This is a genomic window from Curtobacterium sp. PhB130 (genome assembly GCF_003755165.1).
Lineage (GTDB): Bacteria > Actinomycetota > Actinomycetes > Actinomycetales > Microbacteriaceae > Curtobacterium.
This window is the reverse complement of record NZ_RKII01000007.1, coordinates 829,278-848,570: the sequence shown is the minus strand read 5'-3', so window position 1 is coordinate 848,570 and position 19,293 is coordinate 829,278. Positions and strand designations below refer to the sequence as shown.

The following is a 19,293-nucleotide window of genomic DNA, read 5'->3' as shown; positions in this document are numbered from 1 at the left end:
GTGGGCGCGCGCCCGCGGTGGCCCCGCGCCCGCGGTGCGGACTGGCTTCGCGTAACCGGAAGCAGCCCGAACCACGAACGTCCGTGGTTCGGGCTGCTTCCGGTAGTGCGACGCCGCGGGCGCGATCCCGTGCTCAGCCGACGCGGCGGCGGGCCTCCCACGCGCTGGTGACCATCTCGTCGAGCGTGTGGCGCATCGCCCAGTCGAGGTCGCGGGCCGCTGCCTCGCCGGTGGCGACGATGCGCGCCGGGTCGCCCGGACGACGCGGGGCCACCTCGGGCTCGAACGCGATGCCGGTGCCCCTGGCCATGGCGTCCATGATCTGCCGGACGCTCACGCCGTCGCCGCTGCCGAGGTTGTAGGCGCGGTCGAGGGTCTCCCCCGCCTCGAGCTTCGCCGCCGCGATCGCGTGCGAGTGCGCCAGGTCGGCGACGTGCACGTAGTCGCGCACGCAGGTGCCGTCGGGCGTCGGGTAGTCGTCACCGTTGATCCGCGGGGTGCGGCCGGCGAGCAGCGCGTCGAAGACCAGCGGGAAGAGGTTGTGCGGGCTGGCGTCGTAGAGGTCCGGCTCCCCCGACCCGACCACGTTGAAGTAGCGGAGCGACGTCGTGGTGAAGCCGCGTGCGACCTCCATGTCCCTGAGGAGCCACTCGCCGATGAGCTTCGACTCGCCGTAGGGCGACTCCGGGTTCTTCGGCGTGGACTCGACGACGGTCTCGACGTCCGGCGTGCCGTAGACCGCGGCGCTCGAGGAGAACACGACCTTGTCGACGCCGGTGTCCGCCATCGCGCGGAGGAGCGTCGCCATGCCGGTGACGTTCTGCTCGTAGGTGTGCAGCGGGCGCTCGACGGAGACGCCTGCGTACTTGTAGCCCGCGACGTGGACCACGCCGGTGACGCCGTGCTCACGGATGGTGCGGGCGAGGAGGTCGCCGTCCAGGATCGTGCCCTCGACGAAGGGCACGTCGTCGGGCACGAACGCCCGGAACCCGCTGGAGAGGTCGTCGAACGCGACCGTGTCGATGCCGGCCGAGCGCAGCGCCCGGACGACGTGGGATCCGATGTACCCGGCACCGCCGGTGACCAGCCAACTCATGTCCGCCACGCTAGCGGACGGGCGGGCGCGGGCAGCCGCGCGACCCGTGCGCGATCCCGCACGGGGTCTACACGCCGGTGGCGATGAAGACGGTCGAGGTGAGTCCGCTCGTCGAGTCCGCCTCCACCGTGACGTCGCCCTCGTCCGGCGTGATGAAGCACGACTCGCCCTGGCGCAGCAGCGTCGCGGACTGCGCGCCGACGAGGGTCACGACACCCTCGGTGCAGATCGCGATCGAGGGTCCGGCCAGTGGGGCGACCCCGCCGGTGCTCAGGCCGACCGGGCGGCCGTCGCCGGTGACGCGGACGAGCGCGAAGCCCACCCCCTGCGGGGCGAAGCGGTCGACGCCGACGGCGAGCTGCTCCGGCTCGAGCACGGGTGCCGGGTACGCGGTGAAGTCCAGGACGCGGAGGAGCTCCGGCACGTCGACGTGCTTCGGCGTGAGGCCTCCGCGGAGCACGTTGTCCGACGGCGCCATCAGCTCGATGCCGAGACCGTCGAGGTAGGCGTGGATGTTCCCGGCCGGCAGGTACATCGCCTCGCCGTGACGGAGGGTCACGCGGTGCATCAGGAGCGACACGACGATGCCGGGGTCACCCGGGTACGACTCGGCGAGCTCGGCGGCCGTCGCGGTGTTCGGGGAGTGCTCGGCGGCGTCCTGCGCGAGGTGGCTCACCGCGTCGACGATCGCGAGCGCCGAGGGGTCGGCGGTCTCGAGCCACCGGACGGTGTCCTCGAGGCCCTGCTGCAGGTGTGCGGTGAGGGGGCCGAGGCGGCCGCTGCCGGCGTCGAGCGCCGCGACGTCGGCCATGGTCTCCTCGACCGGGCGGAAGCCGCTCAGCGCCTCGAACCGCTCGCTGAGCGCGACGACGAGCTCGGGCTTCGGGAACGGGTCCTTGTAGTTGCGCGCCGGGTCGTCGATCGGGACGCCCGCCGCCTCTTCGCGGTCGAAGCCCTCACGGGCCTGCTCGGGCGTGGGGTGCGCCTGCAGCGACAGCGGTGCCGCCGCGGCGAGGAGCTTCAGCAGGAACGGCAGCCCGGTGCGGTCCGAGCCGAGCGCGGTCTGCGGCTCCGCGGCGATCCAGTCGAGGACCGTGTCGGCGCCGCCGACCATCGCGGGGTTGACGACGACGCTCGGGCTGCCCGGGTGGGCGCCGAGCCAGAGTTCGGCCTGCGGGGCGCCCGTGACCGTCCGTCCGAGGAGCTCGGGGATCGCGGTGACGGAACCCCAGGCGTAGTCACGCGGGGTGTTGGTGATGCCGAGGAACATGTGCAGAGCGTATCGGCCGGGCGCACCGCGTTAGCCTGGACCCCGTGACGAACACCTGGCCGTTGGCCCGCGGAGCCGTGCCCGAGCGGGAGGCCTTCGCCTTCGGCGCCACCGTCCTCTTCGTCGTGTTCGCCGGTGACGCCGTCCCGAACACGCTCACCTGGTTCGGCGCGGCCGCACTCTGGGCCCTGGCGGCGGTGTGGGGCATCACGATCACCGTCCGCGCGAAGCCGACGATCGCCCGGACGCCGCGGGCGCTCTGGATCTTCCTCGGCTGGTGTCTGGTCTCGGTCGTCTGGTCGCACTGGTGGGCCGCGACGCTCGCCAGCATGGCCGCGCAGGTGCTCTGCGCGCTCGTCGCGTTCGTGATCGCCTCCACGCTGACGTGGCGCCGGATCCTCGACGCGGTGAGCCTCGCGATGCGGTGGGTGCTGATGCTCTCGCTGCTGTTCGAGGCCGCCGTCGCGGTGTTCGTCCGGCACCCGATCGCGCCGATCTGGACCCACTACGGCGACCGGGACATCCCGGACGCGTTCTACTTCTCCCGTGCCGAGCTCTTCACGGGCGGCCGCATCCAGGGGCTGCCCGGCAACGCGAACCTGCTCGCGATGGTCGCGCTCCTCGCCGCCATCGCGGTCGCGATCCAGCTCGCCGAGGGCAGGATGCGCCGCAACCAGTCGATCGGGTGGCTCGTCGTCGCCGCCGCGGTGTTCGTCCTGACGCGCTCGTCGACGGTGATCGTCGCCGCGGCCGTCGTCGCCGTGGTGTTCCTGCTGGCGGTGTGGATCCGCCGGGTCCCGACCGAGCGGCGCACCCCGCGGTACCTGCTGCTGACCGGGGTCGCCGTGGTGATCGTCGTCGCGGGCGTGCTCGGTCGCGGTGCGATCGCCGGTGTCCTCGGCAAGAGCTCGGACTTCACCGGCCGCGGCGAGATCTGGACGAAGGTCCTCGGGCTGATCGACGTGCACCCGGTCGTCGGGTGGGGGTGGATCGGCTACTGGTGGCCGGACGTCTCGACGCTCGCCGACCTGGCGCACCGGAAGGGCGTGACGTACCTGCAGGCGCACGACGCGTACCTGGACGTGTGGATGCAGACCGGGCTGATCGGGCTGCTCCTCTTCGCGATCTACGTCGTGACGACGCTGTACCGCTCGTGGGCGTGCGCCACCCGGGTCGGGTTCGACTCCGGACTCCGGCCGCGGCCCTTCGACCCGGTGTCGCTGCTGCCCCTGCTGGTCGTCGTCGCGCTGCTCGTGCAGTCCTTCGCCGAGTCGAGGCTGCTCTACCAGGGCAACTGGATCCTCTTCGCGCTCATCGCGATCAAGTCGCGCATCGTGCTCGTCGGCGAGGAGCCGGTGTCGGTCGGCGACGGCCCCAGGACTCCCCCGGCGAAGCGCGAGTTCCGCTGGGCCGCGACGCGCTGACGCCGACCGGCTGACGCGGTCCCGCCGACCAATGACCGCTGGTCAGCGGCGGTCGAGCAGGACGCTGCACGGCAGGGTGGCACCCCACGGGGCCGTCCGCACCTCGACCGACCCGGCCGGGTCAGCACGGCAGACGTCGAGCTGCGCGGTGATCTGCGGTGCCCAGAGCGGACCGTCGTCGCGACGGGTGTTGCCGGGCGCGACGGACGACACCGCGGCGGCGACGACCACCGCGATCGCAGCCCACCCCACCACCGCGGCGACAGCCGTGCCGACCCGGCCGGCGGTGCGGCCGGCCGCCCGCGCCCCGCGTGCCGGGATCCGGACGGACCAGTTCCGCCGGTCGATCAGGACCGACGCCGCGACGACGACCGCGGACACGAGCAGCATCGCCGCCGCGGCCGCGTAGCGGAGCGGCGCCGACGCGGTGAAGTCGGTGACGGGCAGTTCGCCCCAGCGGAGGTCAGCGGACTCGTTGGCGACGAGCGCCGCGGTCCAGACGACGACGGACCCGGCGGCGAGCGCGGCGACGAGGACGCGGGCCCGCCACTGCCCGAGGACGACGGCCGCCACGAGCACGACGGCGATCGCCACCAGGGGCCAGACGAGGACGCCCCAGCCGTGGTGCACCGCAGCGGTCGCGACCGAGCTGAGGTCCCAGGTCCACGCGCCGGCGAGCGGCTGCAGGAGGTACCCGTGCACGACGTCGGCGACGGTGGGGTGCCCGGGGCGGGAGATGCGCGTGTCGGTCAGCGCGGAGCCGACCTGGACCGCGCCGGCGAGCACCGTGACGACCGTGACCGGCAGGGCCAGCAGTCGGGCACGTCCGCGCCACCACGCGAGGACGAGCAGCGGCGCGAAGAACAGCGTCTGCGGCTCGGTCAGCACCGCGCCGAGCGCGAGCGCCGCGACGGCCGCGGACCCCCACCACGTCCGTGCCCGGTACGAGAACAGCCACGGGACCAGCAGGAGCATGTACCAGTGCAGGTTCGCGGCGTTCCCGCCGACCTCGTACGGCGCGATCGGCAGCACGACCGGCACGGCCGCGAGCACCACGCGCAGCGGCCACGCGGGCACGACGTCGCGGGCGAGCAGGAACACCGCGGCGGCGACCACCCCGACGATGAGACAGGACGCCGCGGAGACGGTCACCGCGTAGTCCTCGACCGGGCGGCGGAAGCCGAGGTCGACGACGAGTCGGGGCAGCAGGTGCAGGTACCCGGCGTACGGACGGAACAGTGAGCCGGCCTCGCCGTACGCGAGGCGTTCGCGGAGGAACACCCCGCCGTCCTCGGCCCACACGGTCCCCCGCGTCGTAGGCCCGAGCCGGTACCAGGCGAGCGCGGTCGCGGCGACGGCGACGACCACCGCGGCGAGCGCCGTCAGCAGGGTCCTCCGAGCGCGCTCCATCGCGGATCGACGTTACCCGAGATATCGCACCTCGCGATATGCAGGGGCGCGATACACACCGGGGGTGCGAGAGGATGGTCCGGTGACGGACGGCAGGGTGACGCGGCGAGCGCTCGCACGCCGGTACCTGTCCGCCTGGATCGGCTTCTCGGCCGGCGGGCGCTTCAGCCAGGCCCTCGCGACCGTGATCCTGCTCTTCGCGTTCGGGCAGCCCACCGTCCAGGCGCTCGTCGGCAGTGCCGGCACCTGGGCCATCACCGTGACGCTGGTGGTCCTCGCCGGCCTGAGCCTCCTCGGGCAGCGCTACCGGATCGAGTGGCACGGCGTCCTCCCGCTCTCCCTGATGGCCTTCGTCGGCTACTGCGCGCTGAGCGTGTTGTGGAGCCAGTACTCGTGGGTGGCGCTCCGCGGGTTCGTGGCGACGGCGTGCTTCATCGGCCTCGGCCTGTACCTGGCGCTCGGCCGCGACCTGGTGCAGGTGATCCGGGCGTCCGGCGACGCGTTCCGGATCCTGCTCGTCGTGGCCCTCGGCCTCGAGGTCCTCTCCGGCCTGGTGCTCGACGTCCCGATCCCGGCCTTCGGCATCCACGGCGACATCGCGTACGGCGGCCCGATCCAGGGCATCGGCGGCACCCGCAACTTCATGGCGTTCGTCGCGGCGATGGCGCTGGTGACGTTCGTCGTGGAGTTCCTCACCCGATCGGTGACGATGTGGCGTGCGCTCGGCTCGACCGCCCTCGCGGTGATCGCCCTGATGCTCTCCCAGTCCCCCATCTCCGGCCTCGCGATGATCGCCCTCGCCGTGACGGCGCTCGCGCTGTGGTCACTCCGGCACGCTCGCGCGTCGACCCGTCCGGTGGTGAACGGGGTGCTCGGGGGTGCCGTCGTGCTGATGCTCGTCGTCGCGGTGCTCTTCCGGCACCGGGTGCTCGCCGAGATCGGTGCTGCCGGCGGGACCGCGACCCGGCTCGGCCTGTGGTCCCAGATCCGCCTGCTCACCGAGCAGTACCCGATGCAGGGCTGGGGCTGGGTCGGCACATGGCCGCACGAGCCGGTGTTCCCCTTCGTCACGCTCGTCGACCCGGACGGCGCGCGGTTCACCTCCGGCCTGAACGCCTTCGTCGACGCCTGGCTGCAGATCGGCCTGGCCGGGGCCCTGATCCTCCTGATCACGGCGCTCCTCGCCTTCGGTCGCGCCTGGGTCACCGCGACGACCTTCCCCGGCGTCGCCTACGTCTGGCCGGCCGCGGTGCTGGTGCTCCTCGGCGTGACGAGCGCGGCGGAGAGCTACCTGCTGCACGGTGCCGGGCTGATGGTCTTCACGACGGTGCTGGTCGTCGCGGCACGACGTCGGTCGTGGCGTCGGCACCTCCCGCGCTCCGAACACCTCTCCTGAGCCGCTAGCGTGGCCGGGTGCACCCCCGACTGCTCGAACGGACCGCCATGTGCGTGGTCGCGGCCGTCTTCACGGCGCTCAACCTGCTGCTGAAGCTCCCGTGCTCGGTCCCCGGGCCGGCCGACGTGCCCCGCGGCGCGTTCGTGTCGCAGTACGGCTGCTGGTCCGATGTCGCCGCGCTCTGGAACAACCGCCAGCTCGCCGGACACGTCTTCCCGTACGTCACGGGCTCCGAGCTCGGCAACGGGACCGTCGAGTACCCGACCCTGACGGGGGTCTGGGTGTGGCTGACCGGGTTGCCGGTGGGCTCGGCGCGCGGGTTCCTCGTCGTCACCGCGGTGGTCGCCGCGGTCCTCGCCGTCGTCGTCACCCTGCTGCTCGTCCGGGTCGCCGGCCGGCGCGCCTGGATCTGGGCGGCGACGCCCCCGCTCGCGCTGTACGCGGTCTACAACTGGGACCTCCTCGCGGTGGTCTGCACGGTCGCCGGGGTCGTCGCGGTGCTCCGCGCACCGGCGTCCTGGTCGCCGCTCGTGCGGTACACGGTGGCCGGTGCGGCGTTCGGCCTCGGGGGTGCGTTCAAGCTGTACCCGCTGATGTTCCTCGCCCCGCTCGCCGTCGCCGCGCTGCTGGACGCGGACGCCGCACTCGGTGCCCGGGTCCGCCGCACGGCCGCCGCGCTCGGCGCCGGGATCGGGGTGCTCCTCGCCGCGAACGTGCCGTTCATGCTGATCAACTTCCCCGGGTGGGCCTCCGTCATCCGGTTCCAGGCCGACCGACCGATCGGGGCCTCGACCCTGTCGATCTGGTACTACGGCTTCCTGCCGTGGTCTGGCGACCTGGACGGACCGTTCCAGCACACGATGAGCGTGATGTCGACGGCCGCCACCGCGATCGGCATCCTCGTCGTGCTCGCGGTCACCGTGGTCCTCGGGCTCCGACGCGGGACCACGCCCTGGGTGCAGTCCGCCGCGGCGCTCCTGGCGGTCTACATGGTCGCGAACAAGGTCGCGTCACCGCAGTACGTGCTGTGGCTGCTGCCGTTCCTCGTGGTGCTGCGCATCGGGGGCTGGTGGATCGCGGCGTACCTCGTCGCGGACGTCTGCGCGGTGGTCGGGTTCTTCCGGAACACGTACTACACGGCGCTCGGCGCCGGGATGCAGACGTGGGCGTACCAGGCGATGACGGTCGGCATCTGGGGACGTGCGGCACTGCTGGTGGCGTTCGTCGTGCTGTTCCTGCGCGCCGAGGTCGTCACCCCGCCACTGCTGCGCGGAGCGGACGAGCAGCCGCAGGCCGACGACCAGCAGGGCGACGAGCAGCAGCTGGACGGGCAGCCGCCTACACGCGGACGGCGGAGCGCCCGAACCGTCGCTGCAGCCCCCACTGCGTGACCCGGAGCATCGCCTCGACGACGATGGCCTGACTCATCTTGGAGACCCCGCGCACGCGGTCCCGGAACCGGATCGGCACCTCGACGATCCGCCCGCCGAGGTCGTGCACCCGCAGCGTCATGTCGACCTGGAAGCAGTAGCCCTTCGAGTCGATCTCGTCGAGCGCCATCCGGGCGATCGCGTCCGAGCGGTAGACCCGGAAGCCGGCGGTGATGTCCCGCACGTCGATCCGCAGCATCCACCGCGCGTAGGCGTTCCCGCCGCGACTGAGCGCCTGGCGGTACCAGGGCCAGTCGACGACCGAGCCACCGGGGGTCCAGCGGGACCCGATCGCGAGCATCACGTCCTCGGAGCCCTGCACCGCGTCGATCAGCGCCTGGAGCCGGTCGGCCGGGTGCGACCCGTCCGCGTCCATCTCCACGAGCAGGTCGTACCCGTGCTCGAGTCCCCACCGGAAGCCGGCCACGTAGGCGGTGCCGAGCCCGAGCTTCCCGGTGCGCCGCAGCAGCCGCACGCGGTCGTCCCGCGCGGCGATCGCCTCGACGACGTCCCCGGTGCCGTCCGGGCTGGCGTCGTCCACGACGAGCACGTGCGCGTTCGGGACGGCGTCCAGCACCGCGGCGACGATGTGCGCGACGTTCTCGGCCTCGTCGTAGGTGGGGACGATGACCAGGGCCGTACCAGGGGTCATCGGTTCGTGATGCGGTGCTTCACCTTGGCCGCGACGCTCCGCGGCCCTTCGGTGCGCAGGTAGTGCGCGACCCGGCCGATGTCGTAGCGGACGCCGTACAGCTTCTGCCGGTCCGGCACGCGGACCCGCATCTCGTGCGGCGCGGGCAGCCCGGCCTGGGCGCGGACGGTCTTGTCCGCCGCACGGACCGGGTTCCGGCAGAACTCGACGAGCGGCTCGAGCACGTTCTGCCAGGTGAAGTCCTGTCGCACCCGGGTGACGTTCTCCAGGTAGGTGGCACGGGCGTCGTCGTCGAAGAGCACGGTCTCGAGGGCGTCGGCGATCGCGGTGGCGTCGCGCTCGTGCACGACCTCCCCCAGGTGCTCCTGCGCCACGAGCTCGGCGAACGAGTCCCCGTCCGTCGTCACGATCGGCAGGCTCGCCCAGAGGTAGTCGAGGATGCGCGTGCGGAACGAGAACGTGGTCTCGAGGTGCTCGTAGTGCGTGGAGACGCCGGCGTCGGCCTCGGCGAGGTACGCGCCGCGCTCCTCGTACGGGATCCACGACTCGTTGAAGAAGACGTTCTTGCCGGTGAGCCCGAGGTCCTCGGACTCCTTCCGCACCTTCGCGACGATGTCCATCTCGGGGACGTCGGGGTTCGGGTGCTGGACGCCCATGAAGAACAGCCGGACGTTCGGTCGACGCTCGGCGAGCTCGCCCATCGCACGGACGAGCGTGATCGGGTCGAACCAGTCGTAGATGCCGCCGCCCCAGACGACGAGCTTGTCGTCCGGGCCGATGCCGGGCACGACGCCCTTGACGACGTTGTGCGTGTGCACGGGCGGGGTGGCGGACAGGCCGAACGGCACGACGCCGATGAGGCTCCGGAGCTCCGGGTCGCGCGAGTAGGTCCTGGCGTTGATGCGCCCGGACCCGGCGAGCTGGCCGAGCCAGAACAGGCGCTGCCGCTCGGAGGCGCAGATGAAGTAGTCGCCGAGCTCGAGCTGGTGGTTCAGCGTGTCCGAGGCGTCGAGGATCTGGCGGTCCCAGGCATCGACGTCCTCGCTGCGGCCCTGCTCGAGCTGCTCGAGGTGCAGCGGGTCGTAGACGTCGACCACGAGGATCTTCGCCGTCGACTCGAGCACCGGGAACAGGCGGAGCGCGTGGCCCTGCACGATGATGACGTCGGCCCAGGCCTCGTGCTCGACCATCTGGCGCGGGTGGCGGTGCGGGACCGTCACGACGTCGTAGGCGGGGTCGATCTGCACGGAGCGGGTCAGGCTGATGACGCGGACGTCGTGCTCGCCGGAGAGCTCCTTGGCCATGTTCGTGGCGCGGATCGCGGGGCCGGCCATCTTCTCGCCGATGGCGTCACCGGTGACGATGAGGATGCGGCGACGCTGCCCGACCTCGAGCACGCCGAGCGAGTGCACGATCTTGTCGTACCCGGCGAGGTAGTGCTCGATCGGGTACGCGGGCTCGTCGCGGTTGCCGAAGAGCCCGAGGAGCTCCCGGTCGCTGCGCACGCGGGTGGCCTGGACGAGGCGGCGGGACTCCGTCATCGAGGGCAGTTCCTCGACGAAGCGGTCGATGCCGAACACGCCGGCCATCGTCGTCTTCGACACCGGCATGGTCGGCTCGGCGTCGTTGCCGGGGCGACGGATGTCGAGCGAGGCGGAGTCGAGCTCGCCCCGGCCGACGGCGCGACGGACCGCGAGGGCCAGCGCACCGGGCAGTGCGGTGCGCAGCTGCTCGTCGCCGAGGTTCTTGTAGAGCGTGAAGAGGGCGTTCCGCTCGAGCAGGTACGTCTCACGGAAGTCGCCGAGCTTGTTCATCGACGCGTGGTGCTTGTGGAACGCGACGGACTTCGGCTGGTAGCGGAAGCGCCAGCCGAGCAGGTTGAGGCGCCACCCGAGGTCGACGTCCTCGTAGAACATGAAGTAGCGGTCGTCGAAGCCGTCGAGCTGCTCGAACAGGTCAGCGCGGATGAACATCGCGGCGCCGGTGCCGAACAGGACGTCGGTCTCGTTCTCCCAGCGGCCGGTGTCGGGCGAGCCGGCGAACGGCTTGTAGCCCATGCCGTACCAGGTCATCGCCGCTTCGGTGAAGTCGACGTTGACGCCCTCCCAGTCGAGGACCTTGCTGGCGACGGCGCCGATGTCGCGACCGGACGCGAAGGTCGCCATCGCCTCGCGGATCCAGCCGGGGTCGGGGCGCGCGTCGTTGTTGAGGAACGCGACGTACTCACCGGTGGTGTTCGCGACGCCGAGGTTGCAGCCGCCGGTGAAGCCGAGGTTGCCGCCGGACTCGACGAGCGTGAAGGGGAGGTCCGACGCCTTGAGGCGGCCGACGTGCTCCGGACCGGAGTCGTTGTCGACGACGATGATCTCGAGGCGGTCCGCCGGCCAGTCCTGCTCGGTCAGACCGACGATGCTCGTGAGGGTGTCGTCGGTGCCCTTGTAGTTCACGAGGACGACCGAGACGACCCCCGTCCTGCGCTCGCTCACTCGAACCCTTTCGTCACACGGATGTTTCCCGCACGGTTCGGCCCAGAGCGGACCGTCACGACCGGCGTCGTGCGGTGAACACCCTACAAGGCCGGGCCGTGAAGACGGACCGGACACGGACCGGGATCGAGACCCGGACCCACCGGCAGGGAGACCCGGACACGGACGGCCAGCGACACCGGGCGCCGAGAGGACTGGGGCATGATGGACGGATGCCCGCTCCGCTCTCCCCCACCGGGACCGAGACCCCCGGGACCGAGGCCGTCCACCCGGACGACCGCGGTGCCGGTCTCTACCGCGCCCTCGCTGCCGGCGACCGTCGTGTCGGCCCGCGCGGCACCGTCGCCTTCGCCGTCTCCACCGCCGACGTCGACTCCGGCGCCGGTGACGTGTACGTCGCGCTCGGACTGGGCAAGTACCTCGAGCGGCTCGGGTGGGGCGTCCAGCTCTGGCCGATGGAGCAGTGGGACACCCCGGTCCCCGAGGACGTCACGGTCCTGGTGTCCATGGTCGAGTCGTTCGTGCCCGGGCTGGTCCCGGAGCACACTGCGCTCGTCGCCTGGGTCCGCAACTGGACCGACACCTGGGCGGACCTGCCGTACCTCGACGAGTTCGACGCCGTGTGGGCGTCCTCGACCCGTGCGGTGGAGCGGATGGCCGCGAAGCACCGTCGCCGCGTGTCGCTGATGCCGATCGGCGTCGACCTCGAGCTCTTCGACGGCACGCAGCCGCAGAACGGCACGCAGCACCAGCCGCAGGACACGCACCAGGGCACGCACCCGATCGACGTCGTCACGACCGTGAACTTCTGGGGCGCCGAGCGCCTCGGCACCGCCGCCATCGACGTCCTCGCCGAGTCCCGCGACGTCGTCTGGTACGGCGCGAACCGGGAGCACCTGGTCCGGTCCGAGCGCATCGACCACCGCGGCATCGCGTCCTTCTTCGACCTCCCCGCGGTCTACGCGTCGAGTGCGTTCGTCGTCGACGACCTCATCCCGCCCGCCCGGAAGTACGCCACGCACAACTCCCGGCTGTTCGAGGGCCTGGCCTCCGGCGCGCTCGTCGTGACGAACTGCGCCGACGGTCTCGCGGACCTCGGCCTCGAGGACGTCCCGACCTACCACGACGGCCCGTCCCTCGTCGACGCGGTCGGCGAGCGGGACGACGAGCTGGTCGCACGCCTCCGTGCGGTGGTCGTCGAGCGGCACTCGTACGCGGCACGCGCGGCGGTCGCGGACGCCGCCCTCACCGAGATCGTCGCGGAACGCGCGGGTCGGCCGGGTGCCCACCGCGGCGCCTTCCTGACCTGGACGACGCACCTCCGCGAGCAGCTGCGCCGGACCGAGCGCGAGCGCGACACGCACCTGTCGGGTGTGCACGACATCAACGGCCGGCTCATCACCGCCATCGATGACGCCCAGCGCGCCGCCGCGGCCTCCGACGCCACGATCCGCGCCCTCAGCGAGGAGCGGGACCGTCTGGCACGACGCCTCGACGAGGTCACCCGCAGCCGCACGTTCCGCCTGGCGGAGCGCATCGCCCGCATCACCGGCCGACGCTGACCCGGACCGGCAGGACCGGTCACCACGCGCCATGGGCGCGACCACGGACAGACGGGAGGCCCGGTACCAGCTGGTACCGGGCCTCCCGTCCGTCACGTGGTGAGGATCACCGCATCACTTGACCGTGAGCGTCTGGCAGACGCTCACGTTGGCGCCCGCCCCCGTGTTGATCGCGAACGCGCACACCTTCGTGGACCCGGAGGCCTTGCCGGTGAGCGTCGTCGAGAACGCGTGTCCCGAACCGAACGCGCTGTAGGTCGTCGCGAGCGACGCCTTCGCCTGGTCCGCCGCGATCGACGCCGCAGCGGTGTCGTTCAGGTAGACGTGCACGCGGATCGCGTCCTTGGTGTCCGGGTCGATCGCCCAGCCACGGACCTTGACCTGCCCGGTGGCCGGCGAGGAGACCTCGTCGAGCAGCAGGGTCGGGGACCCGGTCGCCGCGGCGACCTTCTGGCAGGTGCTCGTGTTCGATCCGCCGCCGGTGTTCTTCCCGATCGCGCACACCGTGTGCGTGCCGGGGCCGACACCGCTGAGGGTCTGCGTGAACGCGTGGTTCGCGCCGTACCCGGGGTAGGTCGTCGCGAGCGACGCCTTCGCGGTGTTCGCGCTGCCGGTCGCCACGGTCTTGCCGTCCACCGTGTAGGTCATCGCGACCGCGGACACGGTGTCCGGGTCCACGGCGGAACCGCTGATCGCGATCTTGCCGAGACCGGCCGATGCCGCCGAGTCGATGCCGACCTTCGGCGAACCCGTCGGGGTCGAGAACGACTTGCAGATGCTGGCGTTCGAGGTGCCGGCACCGACGTTGATCGCGATGATGCAGAGCGTGTGCTTCCCGGCGGAGATGCCCGGACGCTCGAGGCGGTAGGCGTGCTGGTCACCGTAGCCCGGGTAGGACGCGTTCAGGTTCGCCTTCGTCCCGTCGGCGGCGATCGAGGTGAGCGCCTTGCCGTCCAGGTAGAAGTGGACGCGGACGGTCCCGGTCGAGTCGGGGTCGATGGTCCAGCCGCGGGCGAGGAGCGTGCCCGGCGACTTCGAGGCGACCTCGTCGACCGCGAGCCACGGGTAGCCCGTCGGCTTCTTCACGGACTTCGACCCGATCTGCTTCCAGACGCCGGACGAGGTGTCCTTCGCCCAGGCCGTGATCGTGTGGGTCCCGCCCGCGACGCCCTTCCAGGTGCCGGTGTAGCCGTGGTTGTCGCCGTAGCCCGGCTTGACCTTGCCGACGTCGGCGCGCTTCGCGTTCGCGGTCAGGGTGCTGACGGCCTTGCCGTCGACACGGATCTGCACGGAGATCGACGCGTTCGTGTCCGGGTCGATCGCCCAGCCCCGGAAGGACAGGGTGTCCGCGGCGACGCTGGCGGCGTCGAGCGTGCCCATCGGCGTCCCGGACGGGACCGTCACGTCGCGGCAGTTCAGCAGCGAGTTCGCGCCGGCGCCGGTGTTGATGGCGAAGGTGCAGAGGTTGTGCTTGCCGGCACTGACCCCGGTGAGGGTCGTCGTGAACCCGTGCGCGGTGTTGTTCGCGCCGAGGCGGCTGGCCAGGTCGGAGCGGGTGTTGTCGGCGGCGTCCGTCGACTTGCCCTTGCCGTCCAGGTAGTACGCCACGCGGATCGGGGCGGTGGTGTCCGGGTCGGCGGCCCAGCCGCTGACCGTGATCTGCCGGTAGCCGGCGGTCGCGGAGTCCACGCTGCCGATCGGCGACGACCCACCGGTCGGCGAGCCGAACCAGTCGGTGTACATCCGCCAGAAGTTCCGGTTGCCGTACGCGGAGCAGCTGTCGCCGGTGCCGTAGAGGTTCGACAGGGCGGCGGCGTTCGGGGTGTACGGGGTGTAGATGTACAGCCCGGCCGTCGCCTGGTTCTTGATGTAGACGGTCTTCGTCCCGCACTTGCCGTTCGGGTTGTAGAGGATCGCGTTGTTGCGGCCGGCCTGGTACGCCCACGAGGTCGGGCTGGCCTGGTAGCGCTTGAACTGCAGCGCCGCCGCGTAGACCTGCTGGCCGAAGCCGTAGTACGCCGGGTCACACGGAGCGGTGTCCGGGCAGGCGAAGCCGGTGGCGTGCAGGTACATGTACGACGTCGGCTTCGACGTCGTGACGATCCCCTGCTCCTTCTCGAGCAGGACGAGGAGCACCTTCTGGCTGATGCCGCACGCGGCGCCGACCTGCGCGATGACCGTCGCGGCGGACTTGCTGCCGCCGGCGATCGCCGCGCACCGGCCGGAGACGGCCTTGATCGCGCTCATGTTCTGCGTGAAGTTCTTCAGGCAGGCCGGCCCCCCGGATGCCTGCTTGCAGCTCGGTGCCGCGCTGTTCAGGAACGACTGCACGCTCGAACCGCTCATCGCGGAACCGTTGTAGAAGTTCGCGTCGCTGATGATGTTGCCCGGGTCGAAGCCCGCAGCGGTGGCGGCTGACGCGGACTGCGTCGTCGTCGCCTCGGAGACGATCGTGCCGAGGGTCAGCCCGCTCGCGGCGACGGCGAAGGACGCCAGCAGCGCGAGCGTGGCCCGGAATCGGGGCCGAGACGCTGATCCGTCTCGGTCCCTGGTCATGAACAGTCGCATCACGGCACCTCCGCCGTCATCGGGTCGGATGTCGTCGACTGCGTGCCGACGGTGTACTTGAGCGTGACCGACCAGTTCCCGGTGCTGATCTGCCCCGCGGGGAACGTGGCCTGCGCGCAGCTCACGGACGAGGCGCTCGCGGACGGCGCGCTCGTCGTGGTGCGGGTGGTGCCGCCGTTCTTCGCGGTGAAGGTGCAGGTGCCCTTCGCGTTCGTGGTGCCGGAGACGAGTCCGGCGGTCTGCAGGGTCTTCGAGCCGGCGTCCCAGGACGCGAACGTCACGATCGCCGTCGCCGGGAAGTCACCGGGGTCGGTGTCCGCCTGACCGGTCGAGCCGGTCCCCGGGAAGTCGCCGAGGTCGGTGTCGTCGTCGGAGGGCTCCGACGCGACGGCCGAGGGGCTCGTCGACGTGCTCGCGGACGAGGTGGCCGTGGGTGCGACCGTCGCCGACGAGGTCGGCGTCCGGGACGCCGACTTGGTGGGTGAGGGAGAGGGGTCGTCGCCGCCGGCGGAACAACCCGCCGAGAGGAGACTGAGTACACCGACCACCGCAAGCGCAGCGATCGGCCGAGACACGTGGTGCATGCTGCGGGCCGTCCTGTGGATGTTGACAAGGGTCCGGGTTGCGTCAACGGTAACCCCAAAGTCGAGCCTGAGGGTTGGATCTGCGCGCTTTCACCCCCGCACGGGGCGCACGGGACGCCCCGGGAGGGGTGAGTATGCTGTTCCGGTCCTGCCCCCACGAACGAAGAGACGCATGGTCGATCAAGCCCGCATGGCGACGCTCGCCGAGGAACCCCTCGTCGTGATCGGTGCTCCTCGGAGCGCCATCCGTGGAACGTGGCGGGAGCTCCGGGACGTCTTCGCGCAGCGCGAGATGCTCGGCATGCTCATCCGCCGCGACCTCAAGGCGCGCTACAAGGACTCGGCACTCGGCTTCGTGTGGACGCTCGTCCGGCCGCTGACGCAGCTCCTCATCTACTACTTCGTGATGGGCCAGATCCTCAACGCCGCGAAGGGCATCGACAACTTCGCGATCTACGTCTTCACGGGACTGACGGCGTACACGCTGTTCAGCGAGATCGTCGCCGGGTCCACCGGATCGATCGTCGGCAACAGCGGGCTGATCAAGAAGGTCTACGTCCCGCGCGAGGTCTTCCCGCTCGCGAGCGTCGGCGCCGCGATCGTGAACTACGCGATCCAGTTCGCGATCCTCATCGCCGCGACCGTGGTCCTCGGGATGTTCCCGTGGCACGGCGGACTGGTCTACCTGGTCCCGTCGCTCCTCGTCATCCTGGTGTACGGCTCCGCGGTCGGTCTCGTGCTCTCCGCGCTCAACGTCTACCTGCGCGACGTGCAGTTCGTCATCGACGTCGGCCTCATGGTGCTGCTGTGGGGATCGCCGATCGTGTACTCGTACTCGATGGTCGTCGACCGGCTGCACATCGGCTGGCTGCTCGCGATCTACACGAACAACCCGCTGACGCTCTCGGTGCTGGGACTCCAGAACGCGATCTGGCTGCACAAGCCGGGCATCGTCGACTACCCGGACCACCTCATGATGCGCCTGCTCATCGCACTGGTGATCGGGCTGTTCTGCCTCCTCGGCGCGCAGCGGGTCTTCTCCCGCCTGCAGGGCAACTTCGCACAGGAGCTCTAGACCATGGCCATCAGCACCCCGGTCGCCACGACGACCGCCACGGAGCCGGAGCGCCCCGAGGTCATCGTCGTCGACCACGTCACCAAGCGCTTCACCGTCCGCAAGGACAACACCATCCGCGAACGCATCGTCACGCTCGGACGCGCCGGCCGGAAGCACCGGCAGGACTTCTGGGCGCTCGACGACGTCAGCGTCACGATCCGCGCCGGGTCCACGGTCGGCCTCATCGGCCAGAACGGCTCCGGCAAGTCGACACTGCTCAAGGCGATCGGCGGCATCATCCAGCCGACGTCCGGCACGGTGTCCCGCCGCGGTCGCCTCGCCGCGCTCCTCGAGCTCGGCGCCGGCTTCCACCCGGACCTCTCCGGCCGCGAGAACGTCTACCTCAACGCGAGCCTGCTCGGCCTGAGCCGCAAGCAGACCGACGAGCGGTTCGACGACATCCTGGCGTTCTCCGGGATCGGCGACTTCATCGACACCCAGGTGAAGTTCTACTCGTCCGGCATGTACGTGCGACTCGCCTTCGCGGTCGCCGTGCACACCGACCCCGACGTGCTCCTCGTCGACGAGGTCCTGGCCGTCGGCGACGAGGCGTTCCAGCGCAAGTGCCTCGACCGCATCCGCACCTTCCAGGAAGCGGGCAAGACGATCATCATCGTCACCCACTCCCTCAGCCAGGTGCAGGAGATGTGCGACCGCGTCGTCCTCCTGAACAAGGGCAAGGTCCTGCACGACGGCGACCCGATCGGCGCGGTCAGCATGTTCCGCGACGTGCTCGAGGAACGCCGTGCTGGCGAGCTCAGCAAGGACGTCGCCGTCGGCCGTGGCACCGTGCTCGGCGCGACCGTGCACGCCGAGGGCAAGGGCACCCGCGACGGTGTGTACCCGGGCGACGACCTCGTGGTGGACATGGAGTTCGAGCACCTCGACGGCGTCACCGACTGGGAAGCCGCGGTCCAGATCAACAACACCGCCGGCCAGGTCGTGTTCGGCACCACCACCGGCATCATGGGGGTCCACCTGCCGCCGCTGCACGGCCGGAAGAAGCTGCGCATCCGGATCGCGGACACCGCGTTCGGCACCGGCAAGTACTTCATCAACGTGTCGATGATGGACTCCGCCGGGCGGCACCTGCACGACCTGCCGGAGTGCGACTCGTTCGAGGTCCCGGCCTTCGGCAACGCCGTCGGCACGGTCTACGCCGAGCCCTCGCTCGAGGACGTCGACTGACCCGGACCGCGGTCGTCGTCGTCAACTGGAACCACGCCGACCTGACCGTCCGGGCCGCGCGCGCCGTCCTCGCCGACGGTGCCGCCGACGACGTCGTGGTCGTCGACAACGGCTCCTCCGACGACTCGGTCGCGGTGCTCCGGCGCGAGCTGCCGGATGCCACGATCGTGGTCCGGGAGCACAACGGCGGGTTCGCCGCGGGGGCGAACGCGGGCATCACTGAGACCGGTGCGGACATCGTGGTGCTCCTCAACAACGACGCGGTCCCCGCTCCGGGGTTCGTCGGGGCGCTCCGTGACCACCTGACGCACGCGGCGCCGGAGGTCGCGGCCGTGACGGGCCGCATCGTGCTCGCCGGACGCTGGGCGAGCCTCCCGTCCGGTGCCCAGCCCGGGCCGGACCAACGCGCGCTGGCCGGGCACGACGGCCGCCTGTGGGTGCCGTCGCCGGACGGGTCCGTCCGCCTCAACTCGACCGGCGTCCGCGTCGACCGGGTCGGCAACGGCTCCGACCGCGACTGGCTGGCGCCCGCGGACACCGTCGCCGCGACCACCGTCTTCGGTTTCTCCGGCGGGGCGAGCGCGCTCCGGCGCAGTGCACTCGAGGACGTCGGCCTGCTCGACGAGTCCCTGTTCATGTACTACGAGGACACCGAGCTCGCCTGGCGCCTCGCACGGCGCGGGTACCGCGTCGAGTACGTTGCCGACGCCGTCGTCGAGCACGACCACTCGGCCTCCTCCGGCGTCCGGAGCGACCTGTTCGTGTACCGGAACGCACGGAACCGCGTCCTCGTCGCGCTCTGGCACGCACCGTGGCCGGTCGTCGGACGCGCCCTCGTGCGCACGGCGGGCCGTGCGCTGCGTGGCCTGTCGGGTGCGTCCGGTGCGTCCGGTGCGTCCGGTGCGTCCGGTGGTCCGGGCGGATCGGACCGACGGGAGGCCCGGCTCGTCCTGGCAGCGCTCGGTGACGTCGTGCGCCACCTCCCCCGGCACCTCGCGCGCCGTCGGGCCGAGTCCGCTCGCGCAGTCGTGCCCAGCAGCCGGGTGGACACGGGGGCATGAGCCGAGCGCGATACGCTGGGTCGTCGTCCGTCGACGGCCCCGGCCCTGC

Annotated in this window: 14 protein-coding genes; 7 read left to right on the top strand and 7 right to left on the bottom strand. The window is 71.3% G+C overall.

The window, feature by feature from the left end; all coding sequences use genetic code 11:
• Positions 1–133: 133 nt before the first annotated feature.
• Entirely contained in the window at positions 134–1,096 is a 963-nt protein-coding gene (gene galE, locus EDF24_RS09810) for a UDP-glucose 4-epimerase GalE (RefSeq protein ID WP_123702489.1), read from the bottom strand.
• Positions 1,097–1,163: 67 nt separating this feature from the next.
• Positions 1,164–2,366, bottom strand: a complete 1,203-nt coding sequence (manA, locus tag EDF24_RS09805; RefSeq protein WP_123702487.1) for a mannose-6-phosphate isomerase, class I — start codon at positions 2,364–2,366, stop codon at positions 1,164–1,166.
• A 44-nt stretch (positions 2,367–2,410) separates the two neighbouring features.
• Between manA and EDF24_RS09800 the strand changes: the two genes are divergently transcribed.
• Positions 2,411–3,790, top strand: coding sequence for an O-antigen ligase (locus EDF24_RS09800; RefSeq protein WP_123702485.1), 1,380 nt, complete (start codon positions 2,411–2,413; stop codon positions 3,788–3,790).
• Positions 3,791–3,832: 42 nt separating this feature from the next.
• Here EDF24_RS09800 and EDF24_RS09795 read toward each other — a convergent pair whose 3' ends face one another.
• Positions 3,833–5,200, bottom strand: coding sequence for a hypothetical protein (locus EDF24_RS09795; protein WP_123702483.1), 1,368 nt, complete (start codon positions 5,198–5,200; stop codon positions 3,833–3,835).
• A gap of 82 nt (positions 5,201–5,282) precedes the next feature.
• Between EDF24_RS09795 and EDF24_RS09790 the strand changes: the two genes are divergently transcribed.
• Together EDF24_RS09790 and EDF24_RS09785 are read left to right on the top strand one after the other, a co-directional pair.
• Entirely contained in the window at positions 5,283–6,596 is a 1,314-nt protein-coding gene (locus tag EDF24_RS09790; RefSeq protein ID WP_123656154.1) for an exopolysaccharide production protein, read from the top strand.
• Between the two features lie 17 nt (positions 6,597–6,613).
• On the top strand, positions 6,614–7,987 hold the full coding sequence (locus EDF24_RS09785) for a hypothetical protein (RefSeq protein ID WP_148070869.1): 1,374 nt from the start codon (positions 6,614–6,616) through the stop codon (positions 7,985–7,987).
• Here EDF24_RS09785 and EDF24_RS09780 read toward each other — a convergent pair.
• Positions 7,935–8,678: a polyprenol monophosphomannose synthase gene (locus tag EDF24_RS09780; protein ID WP_123702479.1), complete on the bottom strand. Its 744-nt coding sequence runs from the start codon at positions 8,676–8,678 to the stop codon at positions 7,935–7,937. The genes EDF24_RS09785 and EDF24_RS09780 overlap by 53 nt on opposite strands.
• Positions 8,675–11,164 carry a glycosyltransferase gene (locus tag EDF24_RS09775; protein ID WP_123702477.1) on the bottom strand — a complete coding sequence of 830 codons (2,490 nt, stop codon included), beginning with the start codon at positions 11,162–11,164 and terminating at the stop codon, positions 8,675–8,677. Before EDF24_RS09775 ends, EDF24_RS09780 begins: the two co-directional genes overlap by 4 nt.
• Before the next feature lie 212 nt (positions 11,165–11,376).
• Between EDF24_RS09775 and EDF24_RS09770 the strand changes: the two genes are divergently transcribed.
• The gene (locus EDF24_RS09770; protein ID WP_123702475.1) at positions 11,377–12,726 is read left to right on the top strand and encodes a glycosyltransferase; all 1,350 of its coding nucleotides are present in this window, start codon (positions 11,377–11,379) and stop codon (positions 12,724–12,726) included.
• Between the two features lie 114 nt (positions 12,727–12,840).
• Here the strand turns inward: EDF24_RS09770 and EDF24_RS09765 are convergent, their stop codons facing one another.
• Positions 12,841–15,282 (bottom strand): hypothetical protein, encoded by a 2,442-nt coding sequence (locus EDF24_RS09765; protein WP_148070868.1) that lies wholly within the window; start codon positions 15,280–15,282, stop codon positions 12,841–12,843.
• A gap of 11 nt (positions 15,283–15,293) precedes the next feature.
• Complete coding sequence (locus EDF24_RS09760) at positions 15,294–15,869, bottom strand: hypothetical protein (protein WP_123656148.1); 576 nt, start codon at positions 15,867–15,869, stop codon at positions 15,294–15,296.
• A 181-nt stretch (positions 15,870–16,050) separates the two neighbouring features.
• Between EDF24_RS09760 and EDF24_RS09755 the strand changes: the two genes are divergently transcribed.
• From EDF24_RS09755 to EDF24_RS09745, 3 genes are read left to right on the top strand one after another with little or no spacing between them, the layout of a single operon-like run.
• Entirely contained in the window at positions 16,051–16,953 is a 903-nt protein-coding gene (locus tag EDF24_RS09755) for an ABC transporter permease (protein WP_123656147.1), read from the top strand.
• A 3-nt stretch (positions 16,954–16,956) separates the two neighbouring features.
• Positions 16,957–18,183 carry an ABC transporter ATP-binding protein gene (locus EDF24_RS09750; protein WP_123656146.1) on the top strand — a complete coding sequence of 409 codons (1,227 nt, stop codon included), beginning with the start codon at positions 16,957–16,959 and terminating at the stop codon, positions 18,181–18,183.
• On the top strand, positions 18,102–19,244 hold the full coding sequence (locus EDF24_RS09745) for a glycosyltransferase family 2 protein (protein ID WP_123702469.1): 1,143 nt from the start codon (positions 18,102–18,104) through the stop codon (positions 19,242–19,244). Before EDF24_RS09750 ends, EDF24_RS09745 begins: the two co-directional genes overlap by 82 nt.
• Positions 19,245–19,293 lie beyond the last annotated feature (49 nt).